This is a genomic window from Streptomyces sp. NBC_00258 (assembly GCF_036182465.1).
Taxonomy (GTDB): Bacteria; Actinomycetota; Actinomycetes; order Streptomycetales; family Streptomycetaceae; genus Streptomyces.
Window position 1 is genome coordinate 8,342,987 of record NZ_CP108081.1, and the last position, 21,933, is coordinate 8,364,919.

Genomic DNA, 21,933 nt, shown 5'->3' on the forward strand with positions numbered 1-21,933 from the left:
GGGCAACCCGGCGGGACCCGGGGGAGGCAGGGGCGGGGCGTAGGGGGGATGCCCCTGCCTCCCGCGAAGCGGGTCACCGGCGGCTCAACCGGCGCTGACCTGCAGTTCCTTGACGCCGTTGATCCATGCCGAGCGCAGCCGGCGAGGGTCGCCGACCAGCCTGAGGCCGGGCATCGCGTCGGCGATCGCGTTGAAGATCAGGTCGATCTCCAGGGTGGCCAGCGACTTGCCGAGGCAGAAGTGCGGGCCGCCGCCCCCGAAGCCGAGGTGCGGGTTCGGGTCGCGGGTGATGTCGAAGACCTCCGGTGAGTCGAAGACCTCCGGGTCGTTGTTGGCGGAGGAGTAGAAGATGCCGACGCGGTCGCCCTTCCTGATCTGCTTGCCGCCCAGTTCGGTGTCCTGGGTCGCCGTGCGCTGGAAGGAGACGACCGGTGTCGCCCAGCGGACGATCTCCTCGGCGGCGGTCGCCGGGCGCTCCCGCTTGTAGAGGTCCCACTGGTCGGCGTGGGTGAGGAAGGCGTGCATGCCGTGGGTGATGGCGTTTCGGGTCGTCTCGTTGCCCGCGACGGCCAGCATCAGCACGAAGAAGCCGAACTCGTCCGAGCCGAGGTTGCCCTCGTCCTCGGCGGCGACCAGGGTGCTGACGATGTCCTTGGCCGGGCACTGCTTGCGGTCGGCGGACATGTTCATCGCGTAGGCGAGGATCTCGGTGGCCGACTCCTGGCCGACCTCCTCGGTGATGGCGTACTCCGGGTCGTCGTACGCGATCATCTTGTTGGACCAGTCGAAGATCTTGGCGCGGTCCTCCTGCGGGATGCCGATCAGCTCGGCTATCGCCTGGAGGGGCAGTTCGCAGGCGACCTCGGTCACGAAGTCGAAGGAACCACCGGGGCCCGCGTTCGCCAGCGCGGTCTCGACGATCCGTCCCGCGCGGCCGCGCAGGTTGTCCTCCAGGGCGCGGATCGCCCGCGGGGTGAAGCCGCGCTGGACGATCTGGCGGACCCGGGTGTGCTCGGGCGGGTCCATGTTCAGCAGGATCAGCCGCTGGGCGTCGATCGCGTCGCGCTCGATGTGCTCGTTGAAGCGGATGATCGCGGTGTTGAGGGTGGACGAGAACAACTCGGGGTGCGTGGACACGTACTTGACGTCGGCGTGCCGGGTGACGGCCCAGTAGCCCTCGTCCCCGAAACCGGCGAGATTGGGCGGCTGGGGGATCCAGCGGACCGGTTCGGTCCGACGCAGCTCGGCGAACTCCGGGAAGGGCACGCGGTGGTGCAGCACGTCGGGGTCGGTGAAATCGAACCCGTCGGGCAGCGCTGGACAGGTCATCGGCAACTCCAGGTCGTGCGACGGTCGGGTTCTGTCGGTCGAGTTCTGGCAGTCGGGCTCTGGCGGTCGCGCTCTGCCGCGTTCTGACGGTCCATCAGGTACCGGGAATTGCCGTGAAGGTAGTAACGGGTTCTACAAGTGGCAAGAGGCGCGACAACCCGAATTGCGTGCGGAAGTCGTGCAGATCGCGACTTCGGGAGCTGCACGACCCTTGCGGTGACGGACGCCGGGTCAGCAGACTGCACACAGAACTAGAACGCGTACTAGTTCAGCGTGGCGGGTGGGCCGGGACGCCCGCGCCGCGCGGGTGACCCGAGGAGAGGAACTCCCCATGGCCGCGGAACCCGTGATCGTAGAAGCCGTGCGCACCCCCATCGGCAGGCGCGGCGGCGCGCTCGCCAACCTGCACCCCGCCTATCTACTGGGTGAGACCTACCGAGAACTCCTCGGCCGTACGGGGATCCAGGCGGACTGCGTCGAGCAGGTCGTCGGCGGAGCCGTCACCCATGCCGGCGAGCAGTCCGGCAACCCCGCCCGTACCGCGTGGCTCGCGATGGGCCTGCCGTACGAGACGGCGGCGACGACCGTGAACGCGCAGTGCGGATCCTCGCAGCAGGCCTCCCACATGGTCGCCAACATGGTCGCGGCGGGCGTCATCGACGTCGGGATCAGCTGTGGCGTCGAGGTCATGTCCCGAGTGCCGCTCGGAGCCGCCTCCAAGCACGGCCCGGGGAAGCCGACCCCTGACGAGTGGAACGTAGACCTTCCCAACCAGTTCGAGGCCGCCGAGCGGATCGCCCGTCATCGGGGGCTGACTCGCGAGAACGTGGACTCGCTGGGCCTCATCTCGCAGGAGCGGGCCGCGGCGGCGTGGGCGGAGGAGCGCTTCAAGCGGGAGACGTTCGCCGTGCAGGTCCCCACGACCGAGGACGAGCAGCGGGCCGGGCAGGGCATGTGGCGCCTGGTCGACCGGGACGAGGGGCTGCGCGACACGTCCATGGAGGCCCTGGCCGGCCTGAAGCCGGTCATGCCGACGGCGGTCCACACGGCGGGCAACTCGTCGCAGATCTCCGACGGCGCGTCTGCCCTGATGTGGGCGTCGAAGCGGATGGCGCGGGCGCTGAAGCTGCGCCCGCGGGCGCGGATCGTGGCTCAGGCCCTGGTGGGGTCGGACCCGCACTTCCACCTCGACGGCCCGATCGACGCCACGAAGGCGGTTCTCGGCAAGGCGGGGATGTCGCTGAAGGACATCGACGTCATCGAGGTCAACGAGGCCTTCGCGTCAGTGGTGTTGAGCTGGGCGCAGGTCTTCGAACAGGACCTGGAGAAGGTGAACGTCAACGGCGGCGCGATCGCGCTCGGGCACCCCGTTGGGGCCACGGGGGCGCGGCTCATCACCACGGCTCTCCATGAACTGGAGCGCAGGGACAAGGAGTTCGCGCTCATCACGATGTGCGCGGGCGGGGCGCTGGCGACCGGGACGATCATTCAGCGGTTGTGAGTCACTGCCGTTGTCGTCCAGTTGACGAACGTGGTGAAGGTGGCGGGGCCGAGGGTGAGGACGGGCCCCGCCGGGTTCTTCGAGTGTCGGGGAGGGGCGGAGGGCGGAGCCGCTTCGACGGGCGTTGGCGTGGACAGCCGAGCCCTCTCACTCCCGCCCCGAAGCCATGACCGCCAGCACCCCCACCACTCCCGCCGCGACCAGCAGCGGAATGGCCAGGCCGTGGTGGAGTACCAGCCAAGCGCCGAGCAGGGCGCCCGCGAGCATCGCGATCACCGATGCCGTGCGGCGGGGGGAGTGGTGGGCGGTGCCGCCCGCGGCGCGGGAGTCGCTCGCGAGGCCCGTCAGGGTCATGGTCAGGACGGTGGTCGTCAGGTCGGGGACGCCCAGTTTGCGCACGGTCGCGTTGCGCAGGCCCATCGCGAAGGCCGTCACCGCGATGAGGGTGTAGACGGTTGCGGTCGCGTCGGGTGCGGCGAAGGCGACCACGGAGGCCGCGCCGACCAGTACCGCCTCCGCGGCCAGCGTGAGGCGGGCCCAGGTCCGGCGGGATCCCTTGCCCAGGCGTACCGCGATGCGGCCGCCCGCCACCGCGCCCACCAGGAAGGTGCCCAGCGACGTCAGCGTGTGCGACACCGAGAAGCCGGGTGCGCCGGCGGCGGCGAACCCCAGCACGACCACGTTGCCGGTCATGTTCGCCGTGAAGACGTGTTCGAGGCCGAGATAGCTCACCGCGTCGATCAGCCCGCTGACCACGGTCAGGGCCAGCAGCACGGGCGCGAGCCGCAGTCCGCGCGCCTCGGGGTCGGGCTTGGGTGCGGGGTCGGACGTTCGCGTGTCCGTCCTTTCGTCCGCCTTCTCGTCCGTCTTTCCTGGCTCCCCTGTGTCCCCCGTCTTCTCTGTCTCTTCGGAACTCATGGGGCCTCCGGTCGGCGGGCGGGCTCGGTGCGGTGAAGCGTGCGGTGGAGCGCGGTCAAGTCCACCACGGAGGCCTGTCGAGAGTCCGTATGTGCCCCACCGGAGCATGGCGAAGGCGGCGGCCCCGGGGATCGGGGGCCGCCGCCTTCGCGTACGGGGGTGCGCCTGGGCGCGTCTGGGTGTCTCGCGGGCCGGTCAGTACCAGCCGTTGGCCTGCCAGAAGTTCCAGGCGCCGGTCGGGCTGCCGTAGCGGTCGTTCATGTAGTCGAGGCCCCACTTGATCTGGGTCTTCGGGTTCGTCTTCCAGTCGGAACCGGCGGAGGCCATCTTCGAGGCCGGCAGGGCCTGGACCAGGCCGTAGGCGCCGGAGGAGGAGTTGGTGGCGGTGACCTTCCAGCCGCTCTCATGCTCGACGATCTTGCTGAACGCCTTGTACTGCGAGTCGTTCGGGATCATCTTCCGCGCGATCTCCTTGGCCGAGGTGGGGGAAGCCTTCGCGGGAGCCGCGGCCTGGGCGGGGCCCGCCGCGAACACCATGCCGGCGGTGGCAGCGGCCACGGCGGCACCGGTGAGGGCCTTCTTCGGAGTGGCGATACGGCGGATGCGGGTGGAGATGGACACAGAGAACCTTTTCCTTCGGGGACATGGCGGTCGCTCGTACGCCGTGACCCGTAAGGCCTTGGCATGCGTTGGCGCCGAGGCCCGGGTGGGCTCGTCGGCGCCTTGCGACTCCTCCAGAGAAACAGGCTCGGCGGGCGTCCGCAATGACCCCTTTTGCTAGTTGTGGTCGTATCTGCCGCAAAAGGTCCTTCTGTGACGTGGCTCTCAATCCGCAGGTCAGAGGCGATAAAGGCGTGGGCATGACAGAAGGAATGATCTACGACCGCGCTTCGTAAGTGACCTAGGTCCTGTGGGCCGCCTCACGGTGGGTGTGACCCGCAGTGGTTGAAGCGTCTACGGTGTGCGGCCGGACGGTGTGACGGGCGCCGCACCACGCGGGTCCTCGAAGGTGACCGAGGTCTCGAAGGCGGCCCTCCGTGTGGCCCGTCGGAGGGCTTTGAGGACGGTCGCGCCGAGCGTGAGGGTCAGGACGACGGTCACCACGGCCCGGCCCAGGTCCCAGCCGAGGGAGGTGGCCAGACAGTACGCGACGAAACGGGCCAGGTTGGCGTCCACGTCGTCGTGCGGGTCGAAGGCGACGTTCGACGACAGCGCGTCCATGAAGGGCCAGCCGGCCAGGTTCATGAACGTGCCGTACGCGAAGGCCGCGAGGAACCCGTACAGGGCGAGCATCAACAGCTCGCCCCGGCCGCGCAGCCGGTCCGGGCCCGGGAGCAGGCCCGCGCCCATCGTGAACCAGCCCATGGACAGCATCTGGAACGGCATCCACGGCCCGACCCCGCCCGTGAGCAGCGCCGACGCGAACATCGTGACCGCCCCGAGTACGAATCCGAAGCCCGGCCCGAGGACCCTCCCGCTCAGCACCATCAGGAAGAACATCGGCTCGATGCCGGCGGTGCCGGCTCCGATCGGCCGCAGTGCGGCCCCCGTCGCTGCGAGCACGCCGAGCATGGCCACGGCCTTGGGGCCGAGCCCCGACTCGGAGATCGTCGCCCCGACGACTCCGACCAGCAGCACGAGCAGCCCCGCGAACAGCCAGGGCGCGTCCTTGGAGTGGGCACTCACCTGTGAGGTGGGTCCACTGAAGAACGGCCAGGTGAGCGCCGCCAGACCGACGAGGCTCACGAGGAGGAGGGCGGCGAGGGAGCGGGGGCCCAGGCGGATGGGGCGGGCTTGGCGCTGGGGGAGGGGGCGAGGGTCGGGGCGGGAGTGTGACTTCTCGCTCATGAGCCGGCCTCCTCCGCTCTTTCGGCCGCGCGGAGCGCCTCGCGCACCTGCGGGACCGTGAGCCACTTCTGCGGAGCGAGGATCTTGGTGACCTGTGGAGCGAAGGACGGGGAGGCGACGACGACCTCGGCAGTCGGGCCGTCGGCGACGGGTTCGCCGTCGGCGAGGATGACGACCCGGTGGGAGAGTTCGGCGGCCAGTTCGACGTCGTGGGTGGCCAGCACGATGGCATGACCCTCGGCCGCCAGCCCTCGCAGGACGGTGACCAGACGGGACTTCGCCGCGTAGTCGAGGCCTCGGGTCGGCTCGTCGAGCAGGAGCAGGGGCGGGCGGGCCGTCAGGACGACCGCCAGGGCGAGCGCGAGCCGCTGGCCCTCCGAGAGGTCCCGCGGATGCGTGTCGTCCTCGATGCCCGGGAGCAGCTCGGACACCAGGGTCCGGCAGGTGCCCGGTTCCGCTTCGGCGTCGGAGTCCGCGGCCGCGCACTCCCCGGCCACCGTGTCGGCGTACAGCAGGTCGCGGGGCTCCTGCGGTACGAGGCCGACGTGGCGGATGAGTTCACGGGGTGCCGTGCGGTGGGGCTCGACGCCGCCCACGCGCACGGATCCCGACGCCGGTGGGACCAGGCCGACGAGGGCGGAGAGCAGCGTGGACTTGCCGGCGCCGTTGCGGCCCATGAGGGCGAGGGTCTCGCCGGGGTCGACGGTGAGCGTGACCGAGTGGAGCACCTCGGTACGGCCGCGGCGGACGGAAAGGTTCGCAACTGCTGCCGAGTGGCGGGCAGTTGGGGTTGGACTTGTGGGTGGGGGTGCGGATTCGGGGGTGCGTTTGCGGAAGAGGCGAGGGCGGGGGTGACGGGAGGGCGCCGGGGTGCTTTCCGTCGGGAGCAGGGGCGCCGTGGTGTGCGCGTACGTGCTCGTCGTGCCCGCCGCTTCGTACGTGCTGTTCTCCAGCCGCTCCCGCAGTGCGCCCGCCCGTCGCCGGGCGTCCCGCACCGTCAGCGGCAGGGGTGACCAACCGGCGAGCCGGCCCAGCGCCACCACCGGCGGGTACACCGGGGAGACGGCCATGACCTCGGACGGTGTGCCCAGCACGAGAGGGGCGCCGGGGGTGGGGAGGAGGGCGACCTGGTCGGCGTACTGGATGACGCGTTCCAGGCGGTGCTCGGCCATGAGGACCGTCGTGCCGAGGTCGTGGACGAGGCGCTGGAGGACGGCGAGGACCTCCTCCGCGGCGGCCGGGTCCAGGGCCGAGGTCGGTTCGTCGAGGACCAGGACCCTGGGGTGCGGGGTGAGGACCGAGCCGATCGCGACGCGCTGCTGCTGGCCGCCGGAGAGCGTGGAGATGGGACGGTCGCGCAGGTCGGCGAGGCCGAGCAGGTCCAGGGTCTCCTCGACGCGGCGGCGCATCACGTCGGGTGCGAGGCCCAACGACTCCATTCCGTACGCGAGTTCGTCCTCGACCGTGTCCGTCACGAAGTGCGACAGCGGATCCTGGCCCACCGTGCCGACCACGTCCGCGAGTTCGCGCGGCTTGTGGGTCCGGGTGTCACGGCCCGCCACCGTCACGCGGCCGCGCAGGGTGCCGCCCGTGAAGTGCGGGACCAGTCCGTTCACCGCGCCGAGCACCGTCGACTTGCCGACCCCGGACGGTCCGACCAGCAGCATCAACTCGCCCTCGGGGACGGTGAGTTCGATGCCCTGGACGGTCGGCCCTGCCGCTCCGTCGTATGTCACGGAGACATTCTCGAAGCGGATCATGAGGATTCCTTGCGGGTGTTCTCGGGTGCGGGGGCGACGAAGGCGGGGAGCAGGCCGAGCAGGATCGCCGCCGCGGGCCACAGGGGGAGTGTCGGCGCGGTCAGCGGGACGACACCGGGGTGCAGGGCCGCGGAGCTGGACGGGGAGTAGGAGGCGTAGAGGATCAGCAGCGTCGCGACCGCCGCGCCGGAGGCGGCGACCAGCCATGCGCGGACGCCCCACGCGTCCGGCCGGTAGCGCGTACGCAGCGAGCGGCGGCCGCCGAGCCACAGTCCGGCGAGGGCGGCGGCCAGTCCGGCGAGCAGTACGGGCAGGCCGTAGCTGCCGCCCTCCGCGGTGAGCAGGCCGTACGTTCCGGCGCAGACGCCGACCAGGCCGCCGAGGGTGAGTGCGGCGGTGATGCGGCGGACGGTGGGCGGTACGTCCGCCGTGCGGCCGTAGCCGCGTGCGTCCATCGCCGCCGCCAGGGAGACGGACCGCTCCAACGCGCCCTCCAGGACCGGGAGTCCGACCTGGAGCAGGCCGCGCAGGCCCTTGTCCGGGCGGCCTCGGAGGCGCCGGGCGGCGCGCAGACGTTGGACGTCCGCGATCAGGTTCGGGGCGAAGGTGAGGGCCACCACTACGGCAACTCCCGCCTCGTACAAGGCTCCTGGGAGGGATTTGAGGAGGCGGGCCGGGTTCGCGAGGGCGTTCGCCGCGCCTACGCAGATGAGGAGCGCGGCGAGTTTCAGGCCGTCGTAGAGGGCGAAGACGAGGCCTTCCGCGGTGACTCGGCCTCCGATGCGGATGCCCTTTGCCCAGTCGGGGAGGGGGAGTTCGGGGAGTGTGGCGACGGTGTGGGTGCCGGGGATGGGGGAGCCGAGGACGACTGCGAACGCCAGGCGGATGACCAGGACGGCGAGGGCGAGTTTCACGAAGGCGCCGTAGGAGTGGGCCCAGGGGGCCTCTGTCCGGCGGGCCGCCACCACGTAGCCGGCAACGCCGATGAGGAGGGCGAGGAGCAAGGGGTTCGTGGTGCGGGATGCGGCTGTGCCCAGGCCCAGGGCCCAGAGCCACCAGGCGCCTGGGTGGATCGCGTTGGTGCGGGTTGCCTGCGGCGCGGTGAGTCTGCGTTGAACTCTTTTGGACAGCGCACCCGGTGCCGTGGGCACAGTGGCAGCGGCGGTCGCGGTGGCTGCGGAGGCGGGGGCCTGGAGGTTGTCGTCGTTGCCGGCGGTCATTGCAGGGGCCCGTCAGCCGCGGCGGCGGCGTGCTTGCCAGATTGCTGCCGCGCCCAGGGTCGCCACCGCGGCGATTCCGGCCAGCAGGCCCACCGAGGGGCCGCCGTCCCCGCTGCCGTCGCCGGACTTGCTCTCCGCCTCCGTGCCAGGTGACGCCGAAGTCCTCGGGCGGTCGCCCGAGACCGGCTCTCCGCAGCCTGTGCCCGGGTAGCCCGCGATGGCGCAGAGCAGCGCGTTCGTGTCGTAGCGGAGGGGCTTGGCGACGGCGGCGAGGGCGTCCGCGGTCGTGGCGTCCTCGTCGACGCGGGCGCAGGCCGTGCGGGGTCGGGGCGGGGTCGAGCCGGACGGGGCGTCCGCGGCCGTGCCGAAGTCGAGGACCAGGCCGACCCGCTTGGCACCCTCCCGTGCGGGCGTCTTCGCGCAGATCGTCGCGAAGTCGGCGGCCCCGCGCGGCTTCGCCGAGTCCTTGGAGTCCTCGCTCACCGAGAAACGGAACCCCTGGACGTCACCGTCCGATGGCCGCGCGGTCGACGGCCCCTGGGTCGCGTACACCCACGTGTCGGCGGTGGAGTTCCGGTCCCAGAAGGACCAGTAGCGGTAGCCGACCGCCTGGGCCTGCCCCGCCGTGCCGAGGACGGCGAGCAGGAGGCACAGGACCGGCAGAACCAGGCGGCGGCAGGTCACGGCTGCTGCTTCTTGTTACGGCCGCTGAGGAGGAAGCCGATGCCGATGCCGCCGACCAGGCCGACCCCGATGATCCACCAGAGGCTGACCCCGCCGTCGTCCTCGTCCGAGGCGGCGTCCTTGTCGTTCTTGTCGTCGGCCGGGGCGGTGGAGGCGTCGGAGGACGCCGCCGCGGGGCCGGTCGCGCCGAGCTGCTTCACGAGGTCGGCGCCGCCGAAGGCACGCGGGTCCGTACCGGTGGCGTTCGCCGCGAAGATCAGCTGCGCGTACGCCGCCGGGCCGCTCTTCGCCGCCCAGGTGCCGGAGTTCTTCTCCAGCCAGGCCAGCGGCTTCCCGGTGTCGGCCGTGCGGCCGGCGGCGGCGAGCGCGACGACCGTGTCGGCGGTGTTGCCGTAGTCGGGCTGGTCCTCGGCGCCGGGGAGGGAGGACTTCAGGTAGCCGTTCTTGGCGACCGCGCCCGCGAGATACAGGGCACCGTTGGCCGCCGCGTCCTCGACCGTGAAGGGGTGGCCGCCCACGCACTGGGACGCCTTCGGGGAGGCCTTGTCGGCACCGTCCTCGTCGGGATCCGCGTCCAGGCCCTCGCCGAGCACGCCGAGCACCCCCGCCGCCGTGGCGTCCGCGTTCGCCGCGAGCTTGCCCTTCTTGTCCGGCTGGAAGGCGAAGGCGCCGCCGCCGGTCTCGTCGCAGGGGACGGAGAGGCCGAGCAGGGCGTCGTACGGCGTTCGGTCGTCCTTCGAGGGCACGTCCTTCGCGTCGGTGTCTCCGGCGTCCAGGGCCCCGATCACGACGGACGTCGAGTTGGTGTCGCTGGGCGTGCCCGGGAAGTAGCCCCAGCCGCCGTCCTTGTTCTGCACGGACTTCAGCCACTTCACGGCCGCGCCGGTCACGGCGTCGCTCGCGTCGAGGGCCTCCAGGGCCTGCAGCGCGGCGGCGGTGCTGTTCGTGTCGACCTTGGTCTTGGCATCGCACTTCGCGCGCGGGTCGGGGCGGTAAGCCGCGAAGGCCCCGCTCTCGCACTGCTGGCCGGCGAGCCAGTCGACGGCCTGCTTCGCGGGCTTCACCCCCACGGTGTCCTGGGCGAGCAGAGCCAGCGACTGCCGCCAGACGCCGTCGTAGGTGGGGTCGGTGCTGCCGTACAGGGCGGAGGGGAACGCCTGGGACGGCGTCGCGCCGGGCGACTCGTCGGCGAGGGCGGCGGGCGCGAACGCCGTACCGATCACGGCGGTGGCGGCCAGTACCGCTGCGCTGCGGCGGACAAACATGATCGGCGGATGCCTTTCCCTGCAGGGAGCCGGGCAGCCTGGAATCCAAGGCGGCTCGGCTCCGTATGCCTCGACGGTGCCGGTCACCGGCGGTTCCGGTGACGCGAGCCGGTCACGTCCGTACGGGGCAGTCCGGCTCACCGCCCCTGACGCGACCGGGCGGCACACGGTTGCGGGTCAGCGCCGGATTTGCACCGGCTTCCCCCCGTACGACTGTGATGACGACCCGCTCACTGTACCGGCCCGTAGCAAGACCCTGAGGGCCGCCTGTGGGACCGCCTGTGAGACCGAACAGCTCCGGGTAGCTTCTGCCCATGGGGATACCTGCGGGGGCCGGCCGCCTGCTCGGATCGGGGCGCACGGCGGATGTCTACGCGCTCGACGACCACCACGACCACAACGGCCTCGGCGATCACGGTGGTCCCGGTGGCGGCGCGTGGGTGCTGCGCCGGTACCGGGACGGCTACGGGGACGCGCCGGCCGAGGCGGCCGTCATGGAGTACGTACGGAGTCACGGCTATCCCGTGCCGCGCGTGCGGGCGGCGGACGCGCGCACCGACCTCGTGATGGAGCGGCTGTACGGGCCGACCTTGGTCGAGGCGGTGGCCGCCGGCCAACTCACCGCCGGCGAGGCGGGATCGGCGCTCGCCCGGCTCCTGCGCGACCTGCACGCGATCCCCGCCCGCCGCTCCACCGACCCCGCCGTACGCGTCCTGCACCTGGACCTGCACCCGGAGAACGTCCTCCTCGCCCCGGCCGGGCCCATGGTGATCGACTGGGCCAACACCGAAGAGGGCCCGCCCGGCCGCGACTGGAGCATGTCCGCCGTGATCGTCGCCCAGGTGGCCGTCGACGACGATCCCCGCGCGCCCCTGGCCGAGGAGATGCTGTCCGCCCTGCTGGCCGGCTGCCCCGACCCGGCGCTCCTGACGGGCCCGAGCGGCGGTCTCGGCTGGGCGACGGGGCAGCGGGCCGCCAACCCGACGATGAGCCCCAGCGAGGTCGAACTCCTCGGTGAAGCGCGGGAGTTGATCCGCAGGTTGCTGGCCTAGCCGGCCCGGGTCGTGAGTGGCCGCTTCTGGAGCGGCGGCTGCGGGAGGCTTGACGAGACGGACCGTATCGTCTAGCTTCGTGTTCATCGGTCGGCAGCCGGTGTTCCCGCTGCTTGCCGCACGATCCTGTTCGCCGAGCAAAGGACCGCACTTGCACTGTGCTCCCGTCGACACCACAGCCACCGTCTCCCCCCTCACCACGTCCCAGATCGCACTCGCCGACGTGACCAAGCGCTACGGCGACCGCATCGTCCTGGACCGCGTGTCCCTCGCTGTCCGGCCGGGCGAGAAGGTCGGGATCGTCGGGGACAACGGCTCCGGGAAGTCCACCCTCCTGCGGCTGCTGGCAGGGCAGGAGCCGGTCGACAATGGCAGCCTGACCGTCGTCGCACCGGGCGGGACCGGCCACCTCCGCCAGACTCTCGATCTGCCCGGCTCGGCGCGCGTGGGCGATGCCGTGGATCACGTACTGGGCGAACTACGCGCCCTGGAGCGCCGTATTCATGTCGCCGAGGCAGCCCTGGGCACGGCCGGCACCGCCGAGTTCGAGCGCTACGCGGCACTGGTGGCCGAGTTCGACGCGCGGGGCGGACACGGAGCGGATCGCCGGGTCGAGGTGGGCCTGCGCCGGCTCGGCGAGAACGCGCCACTGGACCGGGAGCGTCGGCTGAGCACCCTCTCCGGAGGGCAGCGCTCCCGGCTCGCGCTCGCCGCGACCCTTGCCTCGGCTCCCGAACTGCTGCTGCTCGACGAGCCGACCAACGATCTGGACGACGAGGCCGTGGCCTGGCTCGAAGGGCATCTGCGCCGTCATCGGGGCACGGTCGTCGTGGCCACGCACGACCGGGCGTTCCTGGAACGTGTCACCGACACCATCCTGGAAGTGGACCAGGATCAGCGCACGGTACGGCGCTACGGCAATGGATACGCCGGCTTCCTCACCGCCAAGGCGGCGGCCCGGGCCCGGTGGGCCTGGGAGTACGAGCAATGGCGCGATGAGGTCGCCCGACAGGAACACCTGGCCGACTCCGGTATCGGGATGCTTGCCGAGATCCCCCGCAAGGGGCCGCGGGCGTTCAGCGGCGCCGGCGCCTTCCGGGGACGCTCGCGGGCGCACGGAGCACAGAGCCGCATCCGCAACGCACGCGAGCGGCTGCAACGGCTCACGGAACATCCCGTGCCGCCGCCTCCGCAGCCACTGCGGTTCACGGGCCGCGTCGAAGGCACGCCGACCGCCGAGGGAACATCAACGGCCTCGGCGCACCTGGAAGACGTCCTGGTCGAAGGGCGGTTGTACGTTCCGTCCCTGACGCTCGACCCGGGTGACCGGCTCCTCGTCACCGGCCCCAACGGTGTCGGCAAGAGCACCCTTCTCCAACTGCTGGCAGGGGAGTTGACGCCTGACGCCGGTGTCGTACGCCGACCGCGCCGAGTCGGATTCCTGCGTCAGCAGAGCGCGCCCGACGACGCCTTCGACGCCCGTACGCTGCTGGCGGCGTTCGCGGCCGGCAGGCCGGGGCACCCCGACGAGCACGCCGACGCCCTCCTCGCGCTCGGCCTGTTCCACGCCGCCGACCTCGCCGTTCCCGTACGGAACCTGTCCGTCGGACAGCGCCGCAAGCTCGAACTGGCCCGGCTCGTGACGGCCGGCCCACTCGATCTGCTCCTGCTCGACGAACCGACGAACCACCTGGCCCCCGCCCTGGTGGAGGAGATCGAGGCGGCCCTGGCCTGTTACACCGGCACGCTGGTCGTCGTGACGCACGACCGGCTCCTGCGCGAACGCTTCCGTGGGCCCCGCCTCGAACTGCCCCTGACCGCCGCCGAGAAGACACCGCGTCAGACCACCGGTAAGACGCGCCAGAACTGACGGCCTTGAGCCGTCGGACACGCCCCCAGGCGTCCGAGGAGCAGGTTCAAACGGCCACGTACGTCACCGGATCGCTCCCCGGTACCGCCTCCGCGTGGCCCAGTTTCACCAGCCGGCGCAGATGGGCCTCCGCCTCCGAGACGGCGATGTTCCTCGATCCGTAGGGGATGTCGTCCCACGGGCGGTTCCACTCCATGCGGACGGCGAGCTGCCACGAGGTGAGCGGCGTGGAGAGGAGGGAGCGGAGGTCGGTGAGGCGGGACTCGTGGTGGTCGAGCAACTCCCTTACGCGGGACGGCGCGTCGGTGAACGCGTGCAGATGGGCCGGGAGGACCTCCGCCGGTTCGAGGCGGCCGATCCGTTCCAGGGAGTCGAGGTAGTCGCCGAGCGGGTCGGCGACGGTCTCGTCGTCCGGGTCCTCGTAGAGGCCGATGTGCGGGGTGATCCTCGGCAGGAGGTGGTCGCCGGAGAACAGGCGTCCGTGGCCCGGGAGTTGGGCCGGATGCGCCTCCTCCAGATGGAGGCAGACATGGCCGGGAGTGTGGCCCGGCGTCCAGATCGCGCGGAGGCGGCGGCCGGCGAGGTCGAGAAGTTCGCCGGGGACGATCTCGCGGTCGGGGAGCGCGGGGGAGGCGCCGGGGAACATCCGGGAGCGGGCGGTGCGCATCGGCGCCACGTGCTCCTCGGGCGCCCCCGAGGCGGTCAGCTTGTCGGCCATGTACGTGAACCAGCGCCCGGGCTTCGTTTCGCGTGTCCGCCGCACGATCGAGATGTCGGCGGCGTGCATCGCGATCCAGGCGCCGGACGCCTCCCGCACCTTGCCCGACAGGCCGTGGTGGTCCGGGTGGTGATGGGTGATCACCACTCCGTGGATCTCCGCCATGGACGTCCCGCACGCCACGAGCCCCTCGACGAGCGCGTCCCAGGACGCCGGATCGTCCCAGCCCGTGTCGATCAGCACCGGCCCGCGGTCGGTGTCCACGACATACACGAGCGTCGTTCCGAGGGGATTGTCCGGGATGGGAACCTCGACGGACCGTACGCCCCCGCCGTGATCGGTCACCTGTGCCATGGGTTCCCCTGTCGCCGACTCCCGGCCACTATAACTAGAACCAGTTCCAATGGGAGCCCAAGTCACTCATCGGGTCGGCACGTCGAAGTGGTGTGAGGTCCGTGGACTCCTCCAACCGGAACTGGTATCAGTTCCAGTGTTGTTGTTTCTGATGCACCGTCAGGAAACGTCCCGCGGAGAGGCAGTCGGCCATGACCGAGCTCGTGGAACACGGACAGCTGTTCATCGGCGGGGAGTTGGCCGCTCCCCTGGGCCAGGACGTCATCGAGGTGATCTCCCCGCACACCGAGGAGGTCATCGGCCGGGTGCCGCACGCCTCACGGGCGGACGTCGACCGGGCCGTCGCGGTCGCGCGGACCGCGTTCGACGAGGGCCCCTGGCCGCGGATGTCCCTCGACGAGCGCATCGAGGTCGTCACCCGGATCAAGGACGCGATCGCCGTACGCCACGAGGAGATCGCCCGCGTCATCTCCTCCGAGAACGGCTCCCCGTACTCCTGGAGCGTCCTCGCGCAGGCCCTCGGCGCGATGATGGTGTGGGACGCGGCGATCACGGTCGCGCGCGACTTCACGTACGAGGAGACACGCGACGGAGTGCTCGGGAAGATCCTCGTGCGGCGCGAGCCGGTCGGGGTCGTCGCGGCAGTCGCCCCCTGGAACGTCCCGCAGTTCGTGGCGGCGGCCAAGCTCGCGCCCGCGCTGCTGACCGGCTGCACGGTCGTGCTCAAGCCCTCGCCCGAGTCGCCGCTCGACGCCTACATACTCGGCGAGATCGCGAAGGAGGCCGGGCTGCCGGAGGGCGTGCTCTCGATCCTGCCGGCGGACCGCGAGGTGAGCGAGTACCTGGTCGGGCATCCCGGAATCGACAAGGTCTCCTTCACGGGTTCGGTCGCCGCGGGCAGGCGGGTCATGGAGGTCGCCTCACGCAACCTCACGCGCGTGACACTGGAGTTGGGCGGGAAGTCGGCGGCGGTGGTCCTGCCGGACGCGGACATCGAGACCTCCGTGCCGGGCATCGTCTCGGCGGCCTGGATGAACAACGGTCAGGCGTGTGTCGCCCAGACCCGCATCCTGCTGCCGCGCTCGCGCTACGACGAGTTTGCGGAGGCGTTCGCCGCTGCGGCGGGGGCGCTGGTGGTCGGTGACCCGCTCGACCCTGCGACCCAGGTGGGCCCGCTGGTCGCGCAACGGCAGCAGCAGCGCAACCTCGACTACATCCGCATCGGCCAGGAGGAGGGCGCCAAGATCCTCACGGGTGGCGGGCGTCCGCCCGGTCTCGACCGCGGCTGGTACGTCGAGCCGACGCTCTTCGGCGATGTCGACAACTCCATGCGGATCGCGCGCGAGGAGATCTTCGGGCCGGTGATCTGCCTGCTCCCGTACGGCGACGAGGCCGAGGCGGTCAAGATCGCCAACGACTCCGACTACGGGCTGAGCGGCAGCGTCTGGACGGCCGACGTGGCCCGTGGCATCGACGTGGCGCGCCAGGTCCGTACCGGCACGTACTCCGTCAACACCTTCAGCCTCGACATGCTCGGACCCTTCGGCGGCTACAAGAACTCCGGCCTGGGGCGCGAGTTCGGTCCCGAGGGCTACGGTGAGTACCTGGAGCACAAGATGATCCACCTGCCCGCCGGCTGGGAGGCCTGACCGATGGGCGACCGCTGGCACGTCGAGGTCGACCGCTCCCTCTGCATCGGCTCGGCCCAGTGCACCCACCTCGCCCCCACCGCCTTCCACCTCGACTCGGCCATGCAGTCCCACCCGGCGGAGCCGGAGGCCGACGCCAACGAGAAGGTCCTGGAGGCGGCGGAGGGGTGTCCGGTGGAGGCGATCATGATCACCGTGCTGGGGAGCGGGGAGGCGGTGTTTCCGCCGGAGGAGTGAGCCGGTTCCATGTGCCCGGGGCACCTGGTCTTCCCGCCGGTGAGTGACCCGAGAGGTCTGTGGGAAACTCCGCCTCACGACCGCGGGCGCGTCGCCCGGGGCGGTGGGGCAGGGGGCGGCGATGCGCGCAGGAGCGCTGACGATGGGTGTCGTGACGGCGGCGGTACTGCTGGCGGGGTGCGGTGGCGGAACCGGCGACGGCGGCTCCAAGTCGCCCCGGCCGAAGGGCAGTGCCTCGTCCGGCACGTCGGCGAAGGAGGCGAAGCTGAGCCGCGACACGGTGCGGCGGAACGTGCGGGCGGCAGCCGCCGCCGGCGGCTTCGACCGGATCGTCGACCGAGCCGGGACGCCCGCCCGATGCCGGATGATCGCCGCCGTGCCGACGGACGGCGTGCCGAAGGCGGCTGCCCTCGCCAAGGTGGTGGCCGATCTGAAGGACCGAGGGTGGGAGCAGGTGTTCCGCAAGCCGGAGGGCGACGGCGTCACCTGGTTGTTCACGAGGGCGAACTGGGGTCTGTACGTCTTCACGACGGCCCCGTCCAAGGAGGACCCCGACGGCCTGCGGTTCACGTTCTCCGGACAGCGACTCGACTGCCCCAACGCCCCGGCTACCGCGTCTCCCTGACCTCCGTCAGGTCGATCAGCCTGCACACCGTCTCGATGTCGATCTTGACCTGGGCGATGGAGGCGCGGCCCGAGAGCCAGGTGATGAGGGCCGAGTGCCAGGTGTGCTCGATGACGCGGACCGCGGAGAGCTGGGCGGGGGTGGGGTCGTCGAGGCCCATCGCGTCGAGGATGATCACCGTGGTCTGGCGGGAGACCTGGTCGACCTCCGGGCTGACGCTGCGGTCGGCGAAGGTCAGGGCGCGGACCATCGCGTCGGCGAGATGCGGCTCGCGCTGGAGGGCGCGGAAGGCGCGCATCAGCGTCTCGGCCACCCGCTCCGCCGCCGTGTCGCCCGCCGGCGGCTTCTTGCGGAGCGTCCCGTGCATATGGGCGAGCTGGTCCTGCATCGTCGCGACCAGCAGATGCACCTTGGACGGGAAGTAGCGGTAGAGCGTGCCCAGGGCCACCTGGGACGACTCCGCGACCTCCCGCATCTGCACCGCGTCGAACCCGCCCCGGCTCGCCAGCTGCGCGCTCGCGTGCAGGATGCGCCGCCGCCGCGCCTCCTGGCGCTCGGTGAGCGGGGGAGTGACCGGCTGCGCGGCCCGTACCGCCGGCTGCGCGGCCTTCGCCGAAGTCTTGGCTTCCGCAGGCATGGATCCCGTTCCGTGACGTTCGTACAAGATTCGTACAACAGAGGGCTCGATGGGGACGAGTGGGCGACAGCAGAGTAGAGCCCGGCCGTGGCGTGAATCACCTGATCCACCGCTCACAGGAGTGCTACCTGCCGGTAGATTCTGTGCTCCCTGAACGATCAAGTCTGAAACTTGTTCTAGATTACCGTCCCGAAGTAATCTCGCGGGAACGTGCTGGAAGAAGGGGGCCGAGAGTGACCCATGAGGCCATGGAGGCAGGCCTCCAAGAGGGCTCGGCCGCCGACGCCGACCGACCGCTGCGCATCGCGCTCCTCACCTATAAAGGGAACCCGTTCTGCGGCGGCCAGGGCGTCTACGTACGGCACCTCTCGCGAGAGCTGGCCCGCCTCGGCCACCAGGTCGAGGTCATCGGCTCCCAGCCCTACCCCGTGCTCGACGAGGGCGAGGGACTCGACGGGCTCTCCCTCACCGAACTGCCCAGCCTCGACCTGTACCGGCACCCGGATCCCTTTCGTACGCCGAAGCGCGACGAGTACCGCGACTGGGTCGACGCGCTCGAAGTCGGCACGATGTGGACCGGCGGCTTCCCGGAACCGCTGACGTTCTCCCTGCGAGCCCGCCGCCATCTCCGCGCCCGCCGCGGCGACTTCGACGTCGTGCACGACAACCAGACCCTGGGTTACGGGCTGTTGGGGGACGTGGGCGCCCCGCTGGTCACCACCATCCACCACCCCATCACCGTGGACCGGCAGTTGGAGCTCGACGCCGCGGAGGGCCGGCGCCGCCGGATGTCCGTACGCCGCTGGTACGCGTTCACGCGCATGCAGAAGCGCGTCGCACGCCGCCTCCCCTCCGTCCTCACCGTCTCCGGCACGTCCCGCCAGGAGATCGTCGACCACCTCGGCGTACGCGACGACCGCATCCACGTCGTCCACATCGGCGCCGACACCGACCTCTTCTCGCCGGATCCGTCCGTGCCGCAGGTGCCGGGCCGGATCGTCACCACGTCCAGCGCGGACGTCCCCCTCAAGGGCCTCGTCTTCCTCGTCGAGGCGCTCGCGAAGGTCCGTACGGAGCACCCCGCCGCGCACCTCGTCGTCGTCGGCAAGCGCGCCGAGGACGGGCCGGTCGCCCAGCTCATCGAGCGCTACGGCCTCGAAGGCTCAGTCGAGTTCGTGAAGGGCATCTCGGACGCCGAACTCGTCGACCTCGTACGGTCCGCCGAGGTCGCCTGCGTGCCCTCCCTCTACGAGGGCTTCTCGCTGCCCGCCGCCGAGGCGATGGCCACCGGTACGCCGCTCGTGGCCACGACCGGCGGGGCCATCCCCGAGGTCACCGGCCCCGACGGCGAGACCTGCCTGGCCGTCAGGCCCGGCGACGCGGGGGCGCTGGCCGCCGGGCTGAGCCGGCTGCTGGGCGACCCCGGGCTGCGCGTACGACTCGGCTCCGCCGGACGGGAGCGCGTCCTCCACCGCTTCACCTGGGCCAAGGCCGCCGAGGGCACGGTCTCCCGCTACCGCGAGGCGATCGCGAGCGGGGGCCCCTCCACGGCCGGGGCGCAGAGCCGCTCCGCGACCGGGATCCGGCGCCCTTCCACGGCCTCAAGGGCCGCAGACCCGGCGCCCGCCACTCCTGCGGCCCCGGCGCCCGCCACCTCTCCGGCCCCGGCGCCTGCCATCTCTCCGCACGCGGCGTCCGCCACTCCTCCTGCGGGCCTGGCGTCCGCCACCCCTCCGCACGCGGCGTCCGCCACCCCACGGGATCCGGCGCTCGCCAACCCTCCCGCCCCGGCGCCCGCCACCCCGCTGGGCCTGGCGTCCACCACCGCTTCGGCCCCGGAGCCTGCCTCCCCTCCGCACGTGGCGTCCGCCACCCCTCTGGACCTGGCGTCAGCCACCCCGCCGGCCCCGGCGTCCGTCACCCCTCCGCACGTGGCGCCCGCCACCCCCGTGAACGTGGCTCCCGCCACCGCCTCCGTGGACACCCCTCACCGTGAAAGCAGGACCACGTGCTGACCGTCGACTTCTCCCGGTTCCCGCTCGCCCCGGGGGACCGTGTGCTGGATCTCGGGTGCGGGGCGGGACGCCACGCCTTCGAGTGCTACCGGCGCGGCGCGCACGTCGTCGCGCTGGACCAGAACGCCGAGGAGATCCGCGAGGTCGCCAAGTGGTTCGCCGCGATGAAGGAGGCGGGCGAGGCACCGGAGGGCGCGACCGCCACCGCCATGGAGGGCGACGCGCTCCAACTCCCCTTCCCCGACGAGTCGTTCGACGTCGTCATCATCTCCGAGGTGATGGAGCACATCCCGGACGACAAGGGCGTGCTCGCCGAGATGGTCCGCGTGCTCAAGCCCGGCGGGCGGATAGCCATCACGGTCCCGCGCTACGGGCCCGAGAAGGTCTGCTGGACGCTCTCGGACGCGTACCACGAGGTCGAGGGCGGCCACATCCGCATCTACAAGGCGGACGAACTGCTCGGCAAGATCCGCGAGGCCGGCCTCAGGCCGTACGGCACGCATCACGCCCACGCGCTGCACAGCCCCTACTGGTGGCTGAAGTGCGCGTTCGGCGTCGACAACGACAAGGCGCTGCCGGTGCGGGCGTACCACAAGCTCCTCGTCTGGGACATCATGAAGAAACCCCTGGCCACCCGGGTCGCCGAGCAGGCGCTGAACCCGCTGATCGGCAAGAGCTTCGTGGCGTACGCGACCAAGCCCCACCTGCCCGTCGACGCTGCCACGGTGGACCCTTCGTGACGACACCGCGCACCGAGCACCTCGTCCTGACCGGAGTGCTCACCGCGGAACAGGCCGCGCAGACCGTCCGGGGCATCCTGGCCGTACAGCGCGCGGACGGCGCCATACCGTGGTTCCGCGGGCACCATCTCGACCCGTGGGACCACACCGAGGCCGCCATGGCCCTGGACGCGGCCGGCGAGCACGAGGCCGCAGGGCGGGCGTACGACTGGCTGGCCCGGCACCAGAACGAGGACGGTTCCTGGTACGCGGCCTACGCCGACGGGGACGCCGCCGACGTCACCGACCGCGGCCGTGAGACCAACTTCTGCGCGTACGTCGCCGTCGGTGTGTGGCACCACTACCTCGCCACCGGCGACGACGCGTTCCTGGACCGGATGTGGCCGACCGTGTTCGCGGCGGTGGAGTTCGTCCTCGAACTGCAGCAGCCCGGCGGACAGATCGGCTGGAAGCGCGAGGACGACGGGACGCCCGTCGACGACGCGCTGCTGACCGGGAGTTCGTCCGTCCACCATGCGCTGCGCTGCGCGCTCGCCATCGCCGAGGAACGCGAAGAGCCGCAGCCCGACTGGGAGTTGGCGGTGGGCGCGCTGCGCCACGCGATACGCCGGCACCCGGAGCGGTTCCTCGACAAGGACCGCTACTCGATGGACTGGTACTACCCGGTGCTGGGCGGCGCGCTGACCGGCGCCGAGGCGAAGGACCGCATCGAGGGGGCCTGGGACCGCTTCGTGGTCCCGGGGCTCGGCGTGCGGTGTGTCGTCCCCAACCCGTGGGTGACGGGCGGGGAGTCGGCCGAACTCGCCCTGGCGCTCTGGGCCGTGGGCGAGTCCGACAGGGCCCTGGAGATTCTCCAGTCGATCCAGCATCTGCGGGACCCGGGAACCGGCCTGTACTGGACGGGCTACGTCTTCGACGCCCAGGCCGTCTGGCCCGAAGAGTTGACCTCCTGGACGGCCGGTTCCCTCCTCCTCGCCGTCGCCGCTCTGGGCGGCGACGAGGCGACGTGCGCGGTCTTCAGCGGCGACCGCCTGCCGACGGGCCTGGACCCGGACTGCTGTCAGTAGGGGCCGGGCACCTGCTCGGTACGTACTCGCACCTGCTCTGTACGTACGTCAGTGACGGTGGGCGCGGTTGGCGATCGCGTGCCCCACGAAGAGGTACACGACGGCCGCGAGGCCATACCCTGCGACGACCCGTGCCCACTGCTCGTCGAAGGTGAACAGGTCGTGCGACCAGCCGGCGAGCCAGCGTGCCGCGTCGTGGATGAACTGGACGAAGTCATTGCCCTGGTTGGCGTCCAGCAGGTACATCAGGATCCAGAGGCCAAGGATGAGGGCCATGATGTCGGCGACGACCGCGATGACCGTGCCGGCCTGGTTGGCACCGTTACTGCGAGTTCGAGAGGACATGCTCTGCGAGTTGCCCTTGAATCCCGAATGAAACCTGTTGTGTTCGAACGCGTTGGAATCCTTCGAGGTCAAGGCGCCGTCGAAGGGCGGTGACAGCCT

General features: G+C 71.3%; 21 protein-coding genes. 9 read left to right on the forward strand and 12 right to left on the reverse strand.

The window, feature by feature from the left end; all coding sequences use genetic code 11:
* Positions 1-84: 84 nt before the first annotated feature.
* A complete protein-coding gene (locus OG718_RS37205) occupies positions 85-1,329 on the reverse strand; it encodes a cytochrome P450 (protein ID WP_143631535.1) in 1,245 nt (414 codons plus the stop codon).
* 331 nt (positions 1,330-1,660) lie between these two features.
* Here OG718_RS37205 and OG718_RS37210 point away from each other — a divergent pair, with 331 nt between their 5' ends.
* Complete coding sequence (locus tag OG718_RS37210; protein ID WP_055618278.1) at positions 1,661-2,830, forward strand: steroid 3-ketoacyl-CoA thiolase; 1,170 nt, start codon at positions 1,661-1,663, stop codon at positions 2,828-2,830.
* On the opposite strand, the gene OG718_RS37215 is transcribed toward OG718_RS37210, so the two are convergent.
* From OG718_RS37215 to OG718_RS37250, 8 genes are all read right to left on the reverse strand, one after another.
* A complete protein-coding gene (locus OG718_RS37215) occupies positions 2,818-2,967 on the reverse strand; it encodes a DUF397 domain-containing protein (protein ID WP_328847899.1) in 150 nt (49 codons plus the stop codon). The two genes, OG718_RS37210 and OG718_RS37215, sit on opposite strands and share 13 nt — an antisense overlap.
* Before the next feature lie 10 nt (positions 2,968-2,977).
* Positions 2,978-3,748 (reverse strand): YoaK family protein, encoded by a 771-nt coding sequence (locus tag OG718_RS37220; RefSeq protein ID WP_328846268.1) that lies wholly within the window; start codon positions 3,746-3,748, stop codon positions 2,978-2,980.
* Between the two features lie 195 nt (positions 3,749-3,943).
* Positions 3,944-4,369, reverse strand: a complete 426-nt coding sequence (locus OG718_RS37225) for a transglycosylase SLT domain-containing protein (RefSeq protein ID WP_143631527.1) — start codon at positions 4,367-4,369, stop codon at positions 3,944-3,946.
* A 333-nt stretch (positions 4,370-4,702) separates the two neighbouring features.
* On the reverse strand, positions 4,703-5,596 hold the full coding sequence (locus OG718_RS37230) for an ECF transporter S component (protein ID WP_328846269.1): 894 nt from the start codon (positions 5,594-5,596) through the stop codon (positions 4,703-4,705).
* Entirely contained in the window at positions 5,593-7,356 is a 1,764-nt protein-coding gene (locus OG718_RS37235; RefSeq protein ID WP_328846270.1) for an ABC transporter ATP-binding protein, read from the reverse strand. The genes OG718_RS37230 and OG718_RS37235 overlap by 4 nt, the downstream gene beginning before the upstream one ends.
* On the reverse strand, positions 7,353-8,576 hold the full coding sequence (locus OG718_RS37240) for an energy-coupling factor transporter transmembrane component T (protein WP_328846271.1): 1,224 nt from the start codon (positions 8,574-8,576) through the stop codon (positions 7,353-7,355). The genes OG718_RS37235 and OG718_RS37240 overlap by 4 nt, the downstream gene beginning before the upstream one ends.
* A gap of 12 nt (positions 8,577-8,588) precedes the next feature.
* Complete coding sequence (locus OG718_RS37245; protein WP_328846272.1) at positions 8,589-9,260, reverse strand: SCO2322 family protein; 672 nt, start codon at positions 9,258-9,260, stop codon at positions 8,589-8,591.
* A complete protein-coding gene (locus OG718_RS37250) occupies positions 9,257-10,525 on the reverse strand; it encodes a prenyltransferase/squalene oxidase repeat-containing protein (protein WP_328846273.1) in 1,269 nt (422 codons plus the stop codon). Before OG718_RS37250 ends, OG718_RS37245 begins: the two co-directional genes overlap by 4 nt.
* A gap of 314 nt (positions 10,526-10,839) precedes the next feature.
* On the opposite strand from OG718_RS37250, the gene OG718_RS37255 reads away from it, so the two are divergent.
* Positions 10,840-11,577, forward strand: a complete 738-nt coding sequence (locus OG718_RS37255; RefSeq protein ID WP_328846274.1) for a phosphotransferase — start codon at positions 10,840-10,842, stop codon at positions 11,575-11,577.
* Between the two features lie 151 nt (positions 11,578-11,728).
* Positions 11,729-13,447 (forward strand): ribosomal protection-like ABC-F family protein, encoded by a 1,719-nt coding sequence (gene abc-f, locus OG718_RS37260; protein WP_260694816.1) that lies wholly within the window; start codon positions 11,729-11,731, stop codon positions 13,445-13,447.
* A gap of 46 nt (positions 13,448-13,493) precedes the next feature.
* Here abc-f and OG718_RS37265 read toward each other — a convergent pair whose 3' ends face one another.
* Positions 13,494-14,519 carry an MBL fold metallo-hydrolase gene (locus OG718_RS37265; RefSeq protein WP_328846275.1) on the reverse strand — a complete coding sequence of 342 codons (1,026 nt, stop codon included), beginning with the start codon at positions 14,517-14,519 and terminating at the stop codon, positions 13,494-13,496.
* Positions 14,520-14,710: 191 nt separating this feature from the next.
* Here OG718_RS37265 and OG718_RS37270 point away from each other — a divergent pair, with 191 nt between their 5' ends.
* The 3 genes from OG718_RS37270 to OG718_RS37280 all read left to right on the forward strand — a co-directional run bounded on the left by OG718_RS37270 (position 14,711) and on the right by OG718_RS37280 (position 17,030).
* Positions 14,711-16,168 carry an aldehyde dehydrogenase gene (locus OG718_RS37270; protein WP_143631502.1) on the forward strand — a complete coding sequence of 486 codons (1,458 nt, stop codon included), beginning with the start codon at positions 14,711-14,713 and terminating at the stop codon, positions 16,166-16,168.
* A 3-nt stretch (positions 16,169-16,171) separates the two neighbouring features.
* A complete protein-coding gene (locus OG718_RS37275) occupies positions 16,172-16,405 on the forward strand; it encodes a ferredoxin (RefSeq protein ID WP_143631499.1) in 234 nt (77 codons plus the stop codon).
* A 142-nt stretch (positions 16,406-16,547) separates the two neighbouring features.
* Positions 16,548-17,030: a hypothetical protein gene (locus tag OG718_RS37280; RefSeq protein ID WP_328846276.1), complete on the forward strand. Its 483-nt coding sequence runs from the start codon at positions 16,548-16,550 to the stop codon at positions 17,028-17,030.
* On the opposite strand, the gene OG718_RS37285 is transcribed toward OG718_RS37280, so the two are convergent.
* On the reverse strand, positions 17,014-17,667 hold the full coding sequence (locus OG718_RS37285; protein WP_143631492.1) for a TetR family transcriptional regulator: 654 nt from the start codon (positions 17,665-17,667) through the stop codon (positions 17,014-17,016). The genes OG718_RS37280 and OG718_RS37285 overlap by 17 nt on opposite strands.
* A 233-nt stretch (positions 17,668-17,900) precedes the next feature.
* Here OG718_RS37285 and OG718_RS37290 point away from each other — a divergent pair, with 233 nt between their 5' ends.
* Genes OG718_RS37290 through OG718_RS37300 form a run of 3 tightly spaced genes read left to right on the forward strand, consistent with a single transcriptional unit; the run spans position 17,901 to position 21,489 of the window.
* The gene (locus OG718_RS37290; RefSeq protein ID WP_328846277.1) at positions 17,901-19,682 is read left to right on the forward strand and encodes a glycosyltransferase family 4 protein; all 1,782 of its coding nucleotides are present in this window, start codon (positions 17,901-17,903) and stop codon (positions 19,680-19,682) included.
* Positions 19,676-20,422, forward strand: coding sequence for a class I SAM-dependent methyltransferase (locus OG718_RS37295; RefSeq protein ID WP_143631490.1), 747 nt, complete (start codon positions 19,676-19,678; stop codon positions 20,420-20,422). Before OG718_RS37290 ends, OG718_RS37295 begins: the two co-directional genes overlap by 7 nt.
* Positions 20,419-21,489 carry a prenyltransferase gene (locus tag OG718_RS37300; RefSeq protein WP_143631487.1) on the forward strand — a complete coding sequence of 357 codons (1,071 nt, stop codon included), beginning with the start codon at positions 20,419-20,421 and terminating at the stop codon, positions 21,487-21,489. Before OG718_RS37295 ends, OG718_RS37300 begins: the two co-directional genes overlap by 4 nt.
* A 48-nt stretch (positions 21,490-21,537) precedes the next feature.
* On the opposite strand, the gene OG718_RS37305 is transcribed toward OG718_RS37300, so the two are convergent.
* Positions 21,538-21,834, reverse strand: a complete 297-nt coding sequence (locus OG718_RS37305) for a hypothetical protein (protein ID WP_055617873.1) — start codon at positions 21,832-21,834, stop codon at positions 21,538-21,540.
* Between the last annotated feature and the right edge of the window lie 99 nt (positions 21,835-21,933).